The 7,134-nt window shown below is 51.8% G+C and carries 9 protein-coding genes; 4 read left to right on the top strand and 5 right to left on the bottom strand.

What is annotated here, in order from left to right:
• The 4 genes from D5270_RS16045 to D5270_RS16030 all read right to left on the bottom strand — a co-directional run.
• Positions 1-376, bottom strand: a 376-nt coding sequence (locus D5270_RS16045) for a recombinase family protein (protein ID WP_442858619.1), incomplete at its 3' end; no start/stop codon positions are given.
• Positions 377-485: 109 nt separating this feature from the next.
• Positions 486-653, bottom strand: coding sequence for a hypothetical protein (locus tag D5270_RS16040; RefSeq protein ID WP_166545030.1), 168 nt, complete (start codon positions 651-653; stop codon positions 486-488).
• A gap of 64 nt (positions 654-717) precedes the next feature.
• Positions 718-1,059 (bottom strand): plasmid mobilization protein, encoded by a 342-nt coding sequence (locus tag D5270_RS16035; RefSeq protein WP_243150420.1) that lies wholly within the window; start codon positions 1,057-1,059, stop codon positions 718-720.
• A gap of 195 nt (positions 1,060-1,254) precedes the next feature.
• Positions 1,255-2,049 (bottom strand): DUF6017 domain-containing protein, encoded by a 795-nt coding sequence (locus D5270_RS16030; protein WP_166545029.1) that lies wholly within the window; start codon positions 2,047-2,049, stop codon positions 1,255-1,257.
• A gap of 492 nt (positions 2,050-2,541) precedes the next feature.
• Here D5270_RS16030 and D5270_RS16025 point away from each other — a divergent pair, with 492 nt between their 5' ends.
• The 4 genes from D5270_RS16025 to D5270_RS16010 all read left to right on the top strand — a co-directional run bounded on the left by D5270_RS16025 (position 2,542) and on the right by D5270_RS16010 (position 6,268).
• A complete protein-coding gene (locus D5270_RS16025) occupies positions 2,542-3,573 on the top strand; it encodes an AraC family transcriptional regulator (RefSeq protein ID WP_166545028.1) in 1,032 nt (343 codons plus the stop codon).
• 53 nt (positions 3,574-3,626) lie between these two features.
• Positions 3,627-4,958 carry an MATE family efflux transporter gene (locus D5270_RS16020; RefSeq protein WP_166545027.1) on the top strand — a complete coding sequence of 444 codons (1,332 nt, stop codon included), beginning with the start codon at positions 3,627-3,629 and terminating at the stop codon, positions 4,956-4,958.
• Positions 4,936-5,895: a phosphotransferase family protein gene (locus D5270_RS16015; RefSeq protein WP_166545026.1), complete on the top strand. Its 960-nt coding sequence runs from the start codon at positions 4,936-4,938 to the stop codon at positions 5,893-5,895. Before D5270_RS16020 ends, D5270_RS16015 begins: the two co-directional genes overlap by 23 nt.
• A 109-nt stretch (positions 5,896-6,004) precedes the next feature.
• Positions 6,005-6,268, top strand: coding sequence for a hypothetical protein (locus D5270_RS16010; RefSeq protein ID WP_166545025.1), 264 nt, complete (start codon positions 6,005-6,007; stop codon positions 6,266-6,268).
• 224 nt (positions 6,269-6,492) lie between these two features.
• Here the strand turns inward: D5270_RS16010 and D5270_RS16005 are convergent.
• Positions 6,493-7,134, bottom strand: a 642-nt coding sequence (locus D5270_RS16005) for a hypothetical protein (protein ID WP_207709415.1), incomplete at its 5' end; no start/stop codon positions are given.

Below are 7,134 nucleotides of genomic sequence, written 5' to 3'. Positions count from 1 at the left end.
GGAGCTTGCCGCTGTCAAAATCATCGTTGATGGAGATAAACCGTACTCCATAGAGAGGGAAAACCTTCTCCGTATATTGGCCTGTCAGGATATAGTTGCGGCCCAGGCGGGATAAATCCTTCGTCACCACGCAGTTGATTTTGCCATCCTCGATGTCGTCAATCATGCGCTGAAACGACGGCCGGTCGTAGTTTGTGCCGCTCCATCCATCGTCCACATACTCGTCAATGACGGCCAACCCATGCTCTTGGGCGTACTGCCGCAGCATCATGCGTTGGGTCTGAATACTGCCGCTTTCGCCCTGCAGCTCATCGTCACGGCTCAACCTCATGTAGAGCGCAGTCTTGTAAATCTTTGTATTGCTCGGTTGTTTCACTCAAAAAACCTCCTTAAATGGAAACAACCCACGCTTATGCAATACTCGCTAAGTTCAGTATAGCACAAACATGGGCCGATTTCCAGCTTTATTTTACTTCAAACATCTCTCAGGATGCAGCGCGGTGCACAGCGTCCTCCAGTAAATTATCGATTGATTTTCCCTGCTCCGGGAAGTGCTCCGACACCTTGATTTTGTATTTCCCCACCACAAAATACTGGGTGCCGCTTTCCGACCTGACAGTCCTTCCAACAGTTTCCTTCTTGTCTTTCGCCATAGGCATACCTCCATAAACGAAAAATGCCCAGCAGGAAACTCCCGCTGGGTTCGTGCAATCTTGCTTATTCATCATCAAAATCAACTTCATCAATCTGGCCTGTGACCGCCTTTTCGATGCGCTGGATAGCGTCTCGCAGGCGCAGAACCTCTTGGTAGTACGCACCTTCATCAACAAGGCCAGTGGCATTAGCCATGAAAGCTATTTGGTTCATGTTATTGCCAATTTCTTTCAACTCCCGAGTCATGCCATAGTAATCGGCAGGAGGAGCCTCCCGAGGCTTATAGTCGTGAATTAGCAGCCGGATGTAGCCTGATCTTGTAAGCCCGCATTTGCGCGCCTTACGGGTCAGGCGCTTGTAGTCCTGCTCGGTCATTCTCATGTCAAACTTCTTCTGGTTATTCAAATAATCATTCCTCTCAAATTAGAATATGTCTAAAAGCAGGGGTCATAGGGGGTTCCCCTATCCAAGCTGCGTTTGTCCGCACACTCGTCCGCACGAGTGTCGGGACAAATGCGATGCTGGCTCGTAGAGAAAACGCAAAACTTGCGATTTCTCTATCTACTGCCTGGCTAACGCTCGGCAGAGTACGCTCCGCGCTCATGTGGCCATGTCATGGGCCACTTTTGCCGCATAGTAGCTGTCCATAGTTGTGGGGGCGTTAAATAGCATAGCTCGCAGATACTGTTTGATATTGCGCACTTCACTGGTGTTGGCGTGAAAGCAATCAGCAACATACTCGATATGTTCGGCGGTCAGCTTTAGAAACTTACTCTTGACCATCTCCGCCGGGTAATCGTCGCTGGCGATACGCACTACCTTTCGCTGCGTACATACAGTTTCCACGATGATGGTCACTAGCTCGTCCAGCAGTGGCTTGTCTACCACATCTACCAGGTGGTCGTACTCAATGTTTTCTTTTGCCAACCGCTCATAGTCGGCATAACTCGTTTCAATTCCAATCCCATCCTCTCGGGAAAGGATGAGATTGGATATATCTATATTTATTTTATCTTTACTTTGTTTATCTTTATTTTGTTGCGTGCTATTTTCCATCGGCAGTTTCTCCGTTAGCGGATTATCCGTTGTCGGGTTTTTGCACACCGGCTGTTCATAAACATTGTAGACAATGTTCACCAGCTTACCGCCGCTGCCGCGCCCCTGTACTCGTTGCAGGTAGCCAGCCCGTTCCAACTCGTTTATGGCTGAACGGATAGCCCCTACACCCTCGCGGTTGATGTAGGCCAGCCCCGCGACGGAATAGTCCCAATCATCCGGCAGGGCCAGCATTTGCGAGAGCAGTCCCTTTGCTTTGAGCGAGAGCGCTGGGTCACGCAGGTGGTGATTGCTCATCACCGTGTAGTCCTTGTCGTGCTGTACTCTGAAAATTGCCATAGCATCACTCCTTGAAAGTATTCTATGTGATGGGGCGACGCCCCTGGTCACCCAAAATGGGCATGAAAAAAGCGGCGTTCAGCCGAAGCCAATACGCCGCGTTGCGGATTGGGGAGTACCAAGTCTACTCCCCTCTAATTATCTTACCACTAATATTATACACTTGACAAAATTCAAAGTCCAGTCAAAGTATCCTTAATTTATCCTCTTCATTGTGGATATTCCCCATAATTTGTATTATTTTACTACGATATTATAGGTATATGGCCCTGATTTGCAAAAAATTTACATTTAGAAGACGCCTATCGTCGCGGCGCTAAGCGCCATGACCTCAGCAAAGAAACGGAGATTTTTGTCATAAGGCCAGGTCATAGTTCAGAGCTTCTTTGAGTCTCACTTTTAAAGAAATGCCATTGACATTTAAGGCTTCCTGCTGTAGACTTGTTTTTGAAATTGCTTTTGAGTTATTATCTACATAAGGAGCATCATTCAATGGGCGCATCCTTTGCTCACATACTTGAAACTTCCCGCCTCCAGGAAACCCTCCGCCTGAACAGGGACCTCCCCACCCTAATGCCCGACGAGTACCAAATCACTTCCGATATGGAGCGCTCCCTCTCCGAGGGCACCTATCAATTCCCGGATGCCAGGGAGATACAGACCGGCAGGCGAGTCCTCACCCGCACCCAGGACTACTTCTCCGCAAAAGTACATTTGTACCATACCCCCTTCTACTTCCACCGGCACACCTTCGTGGAGCTGCTCTATATGTACAGCGGGAATTGCCTGCAGTTCATTGAAAATCTGGGTACTTGTGTCACTCTGCATAAGGGCGACATCTTCATACTAGCCCCAAATGTCGTCCACGCCCTTCTGCAGGAGGAGGAGAACGCAGTGCTTATCAAGGTGATAATCCCGACGGGCACCCTGCTGCCGGGATTTACCCAGCGGCTGGGCGAACAGCAGTCCCGGTTCTGGGCGGGCACGAAGGACTACTATCACTATCTCCATTACACTGGCTGTACCGGCGAAGAAAGGCTGTTCGTAGAGACTATGATGACCGAATACTATACGGAAGATCCGTATAAAAATATTGCCCAGACCAGCTGGCTACAGCTATTGCTTATTGCTCTATCCCGCCGCGAGGGGCAGGAGCGCCGGTACAAGCTGGGGCACAGCGCGGTGGAGATGGGGCGCATTACCGAGTATATCTACGAACACAGCGAGACAGTAACTTTGGATGGGCTCGCCAGGGAGTTTTCCTTCAGCCCAAGCTATCTCAGCCGCGCCATAAAGGAACACTGCAACATGAAATTCCTGGATCTGCTGCGGGAGTACAGGCTGGAAAAGGCCGCCACCCTGCTGGCCGGAACAGAATATCCGATTGAGAAGATAGCGGAGCTGGTAGGCTACCGCAGCGCCGCCTCGGTGTATCAGGGGATGAAGGAGAAGTTCGGCATATCGCCTACGGAGTACAGGGAAAATTATAGTCAAATCAATAGAGAACACAGAGCAAATGAATAAATAGACAAAAGCCCCCCTCGCTGATATAATTGGTTCAGCAAGGGGGAATATTTATGCAGCGCAACAAATTGGAGGGACCAGTAGGCAGGCTCATGCTCTCGCTCTGCACCCAGACCACCTTCTCCCTTTTTCTGTACCATGTATACAGCCTGACGGACACTTTCTTCGTGGCAAACGGCGTAGGCGGCATGGCAAGCGGCGCTGTGGGCGTCTTCGCGCCGGTGCTGACCCTGGTGAACGGTATCAGCTCCACCCTGGGCACCGGCGGCGGCTCGGTCATCTCCCGGCGGCTGGGGGAGGGGGACGACTCCCAGGGGCGCAGAGTGGTGGGGTGCATGATGTTTGTCTGGCTTTTGTGCTCGGCCGTCATCACAGCGGCAGGGCTGATTTTCCTCGACCCGCTGCTGGACTTGCTGGGCTGTACCCCGGAGATATACCCCTACGCCGTGGACTATGGCCGCATCATGCTCCTGAGTACGGTGGTCAGCACTGGATTTTCCGGCATCATGCGCGCCCAGGGCGACATCGGCTATTCCACCATCCAGTGGAGCGGCCCGGTGCTTATCAACCTTATCCTCGACCCGGTGTTTATCTATGGCCTGCATATTGGCATTGCCGGGGCGGCGCTGGCAACGCTCATTGCCCAGCTATTTTCGGCGGCAAACAGCGTATACTACTTTTTCTTCCGCAGGAAAACGCCCTGTCGGGTGGCGCTAAGAGATGTCCGCTGGAACGGACCGGCCTTCCGGGAGATGGCGGGCGTAGGGCTGCCATCGTTTTTGGGGAGCCTGGGCGGCACTTTGGCGGGCACCTTGGGAAACCAGGTGCTAGGGGCCGTCGGAGGTACCGCCGCGATCAGCGCTTTTACCATCGTCAGCCGGGTGCAGAGCTTTGTGTGCACCCCCTTCTTCGGGGTGATGCAGGGCATCCAGCCCATGCTGGGGTTTGACTTTGGGCGCAGGGATATGGGCCGGATAAGGCGCATCATGAGGTACGCGTTCCTATTCGCGCTGGCATATGGCCTCTCTGCGGCAGTCGTGTTGTACTTTGCCTCAGAGCAAGTGATGGCGCTGTTCAATAAAGAGCTGATTACCCAAGGCAGCGCGGCCTTGCGGGTGCTCTGCTGGACATTGGCGGCCGCCGGGCTGCTGCCCATTGTACAGGCGTATCTGCAAGCGCTGGGACAGGGGAAAAGGGTGCTTTTCCTCTCCCTGGGGAGCGTTTTCCTTATCCGTCTGCCCATACTGCTGATAGCCGGAACCTTAAAAAGTATGGACGGAGTTTGGTGGGCACTGGCACTCAGCGACTGGCTCATAGCCCTGTGGGCCGTGATAATTTACAAGAAACAGAGAGGTATTATAAATGAAAAGCTTGACAAAAAATGAACAGAGTCGAGAAGCCATCGAGCGCATGGTAAAGCATTGCTTTCCCGGCAAAAATATGGTTGGCTATACAGAGCTTACTGAGGGTTATTTCAATGTGGCCTATGAGGTGGAGCTGGACAGTGGCGAGAAGGTCATCCTGAAAGTTGCGCCGGCTCCAGGCACCAGGATAATGACCTATGAGCGCAATATCATGTACAGCGAAGTCAATGCCATGAAGGCCGCAAAAAGCGCGGGACTGCCCGCCCCGGCGGTGCTGGGATGGGACAACAGCCGCGCTATTTGCGCCTCTCCCTATTTCTTCATGGAGAAACTGGCGGGGAAAAGCCTTAATTCCATAAAAAGCAGCCTAACGGATGGAGAGATCGGGGATATTAACCGGCAGGTGGGGGCCATAAACCGAAGAATAAATGACATAAGATGCCCGCGCTTTGGCTACCCGGGCCAGCCGGAATTTCAAGGGGAGCAGTGGTTCCCTGTGTTCCGCAAAATGCTTGAGGCCGGGGTGACGGACGCGGAAAACGGCCATGTGGACATAAAGATAGACGTTGGCAGGCTTTGGGAAATGCTGGACCGCGACTGCCCGGTTTTCGAGGAAATCATCGAGCCCCGGCTGGTCCACTGGGACTGCTGGGACGGCAACATCTTTGTGGAGGGCGGCAAAGTCACCGGCATCATCGACTGGGAGCGCAGTCTCTGGGCCGACCCGCTGATGGAGGTGGGGTTCCGCACCTATGCCCGGAATGAGGATTTTTTTGCGGGGTATGGAATATGGGATCTGACAGCCAGCCAGAAACGGCGGGCCTTGTGGTATGATGTGTATTTGATGGTGCTGGTGTCGCTAGAGTGTGAGTACAGGCAGTATGAGACTATGGATATGTATGAGTGGTCGACGAGTGTATTGGTGCGGCAGTTTGAGAAATTGGAGGGAGAATTTTGATAAAAATGAGCTTATTTCAGCATTTTATGAAAGGTATTAGGAACTAAAAACCGCGTTGTAGGGAGCGGATATCGACAAGATAAGGGCGCTCTTGCTGGAGGTACACGCTATGGTGCACCCGGCTGAGGTTTCCGGGGAGCAGAATAAGGTGGTACCCCGGGAGATACTGCGCGGCCTGACACTGGAGCAGGTGCGTTCGATGGCGCCGGAGGAGTGGGGCATGCGCATTCTGGATGAAGGCGGGGTGACAACGGATTTCCGCTCGGTGTGGCTGCTGGTATTTTGGGGATGGTTAACCGTGGGCGGGATGATTTTGATGCCTATTACGGGACATCACATGATGCATTTGCCGCAGTGTGTTCTGATGATATAAAAGATTCTATAACAACAATGGCCTCTCCATGATTGGAGGGCCATTGTTGTTACACAAGAACGATTTCACTATTAACAATTTCTCTCGCGCAAGCCTGAACATTGTTTATCCTGCCAACCTACGCCATCAAATCAGCGGCTTTCAAGTCCTCGGTAATGCCGTTTTGTGAATCTTCCAAAGGTGGTGTTTTGCGAGTAATTGCTAAGCGTGGGCATTTCATGTCCTTAATTATAGAACTTCCCTGGCTCCGGCTCAGTCAAATAATATTGTATGGCCGTGTGCATATCCGTAAGGTAATACTCGATTTTCTCTGCTATCCCCTGTGCGCCGTATAACTCCCACCTCAAGGGTCCGGCCCAGCCAGCGCCTTCATAACAAAGACTGCGGTCATATTTTATGGTATCGGGCAGATTCAAAAGCGACTTGATTTCCCGCATTTGAGCACTGTCCTCGACCTCTGCCGGGTGATAGTAAAGACAAAAACAGTTTGTTTCCTCGTCCGCAGTTATATAGAATCTATCGCTTACTGTTCGGGTAAGCATTTGGACAAATCCATTTGCAACCGCTGAGGTATTGTTGTAATCGCTTGGAATATCCAACCAATCCCCCAAAAAGTATTTGCCTACACTTGGACTGGTGGTGAGAGAAATATCCCATGTAGCTGTAGTTCCATCATAGGCAAAAGTGGGATCATCATTCTTCCCATTCAAAACATAGTCCAGCAGCATTTCGGGATTCAAGTTATCTTTCAGTTTCGCCCGAACTTCATCTGTAATAACGATATGAAGAGCGTCCGGGACAGGAGAGGGGCTGGGCGTTACATCCGGGCTGGGGGAGGGCGTGGGAGGCTGGGGATTCTCACTGCC

Source organism: Acutalibacter sp. 1XD8-36, from assembly GCF_009917525.1.
GTDB lineage: Bacteria > Bacillota > Clostridia > Oscillospirales > Acutalibacteraceae > Acutalibacter.
The sequence above is the reverse complement of the archived record's forward strand: the minus strand, read 5'-3'. Positions and strand labels throughout refer to the sequence as shown.

What these genes read in the sequence shown, in the direction of transcription:
- D5270_RS16010 (WP_166545025.1), top strand. Translation starts at nt 6,005, where the DNA reads ATGGTGCACCCGGCTGAGGTTTCCGGGGAGCAGAATAAGGTGGTACCC.
- D5270_RS16015 (WP_166545026.1), top strand. Translation starts at nt 4,936, where the DNA reads ATGAAAAGCTTGACAAAAAATGAACAGAGTCGAGAAGCCATCGAGCGC.
- D5270_RS16020 (WP_166545027.1), top strand. Translation starts at nt 3,627, where the DNA reads ATGCAGCGCAACAAATTGGAGGGACCAGTAGGCAGGCTCATGCTCTCG.
- D5270_RS16030 (WP_166545029.1), bottom strand. Translation starts at nt 2,049, where the DNA reads ATGGCAATTTTCAGAGTACAGCACGACAAGGACTACACGGTGATGAGC.
- D5270_RS16040 (WP_166545030.1), bottom strand. Translation starts at nt 653, where the DNA reads ATGGCGAAAGACAAGAAGGAAACTGTTGGAAGGACTGTCAGGTCGGAA.
- D5270_RS16025 (WP_166545028.1), top strand. Translation starts at nt 2,542, where the DNA reads ATGGGCGCATCCTTTGCTCACATACTTGAAACTTCCCGCCTCCAGGAA.